The 1,106-nt window shown below is 56.1% G+C and carries 1 pseudogene; it reads left to right on the forward strand.

The features are described 5' to 3' along the window. Window positions 1-1,106, forward strand: a pseudogene (locus MARLIPOL_RS06350) (transposase); the annotation flags it as partial.

Here is a 1,106-nt window from a genome sequence, read left to right on the forward strand (position 1 = left end):
TGCTGCGAGACCAACATCATCTTCAAGGCACTATCCTGCGATACGGTTCCGCACTTCACTACTTTGGCCAAGTTCGTCAGCAGTCATGCGAATGAGATTGAAGAGCTGTTTGAGCAGGTACTGCTGGTCTGCCATGAACAGGGCCTTCTGGGTAACGAACTCTTTGCCATCGACGGCTGCAAGATGCCTTCGAATGCCGCCAAGGAATGGTCCGGCACCTTCAAAGAGCTGGGTGAAAAGCGAGAGAAATTGCGACGACTGATCCGCCACCACCTGAAGGAGCACTACGAGCGGGACGAGGCGGAAACTGAGGCCGAACTGGATCGGGATATCCGTCGGGCGAACACCATTCTCTCGCTGGATGAAGCCATGAATAAAGTGGACCGCTTCCTAAAGACGAACCGCCCACGGATGGGCCGGGGAAAGCGGAGCAAGGAAGTGAAGAGCAACCTGACTGACAACGAAAGCGCCAAGATGACCACCAGCAAGGGCACGATCCAGGGCTATAACGGCGTGGCCACGGTGGACAGGAAACACCAGATCATCATCGACGCCCAAGCCTTTGGCGAAGGGCAGGAACACCACACTCTACAGCCGGTACTGGAAACCGTCGAAGCCCGTTACAAAAAGCTGGGCATCGCCGAGAGCATCTACCAACAAGGCGCGGTCGTCACCGCCGACACCGGCTTCGCCAACGAAGCCAATATGAAGTATCTGCACGAACGGCAGATCAATGGCTACGTGCCAGACAACCGGTTCCGCAGCCGGGATCCGAAGTTCCAGAACCAGAAAGACAAGTACGGCAAACGCCATCAGAATTTGCCGGATACAGGCCGGAAGAAAACCATCCCGGCCAGTGAATTCCAGTTCGATCCAGTGAACCTGACGTGCATCTGCCCAGCGGGTAACGCCATTAGTTATCAGGGCACACGCGAAGCCGAGAATGGCAAAATCCGGGTGCACTTCGAAGGGCGTTTGCTGCAATGCCGACACTGCCCGAAGAAGCATCAGTGTATGCAGAATCCGGCTTCCGCCGACCACCGAAAAGGCTCTGGCAGGCAAGTCTCGTTCACCATCGAGAACAAGCGCCTGCCCAACTACACCGA

The sequence above is a fragment of the Marinobacter lipolyticus SM19 genome, from assembly GCF_000397065.2.
Classification (GTDB): domain Bacteria; phylum Pseudomonadota; class Gammaproteobacteria; order Pseudomonadales; family Oleiphilaceae; genus Marinobacter; species Marinobacter lipolyticus.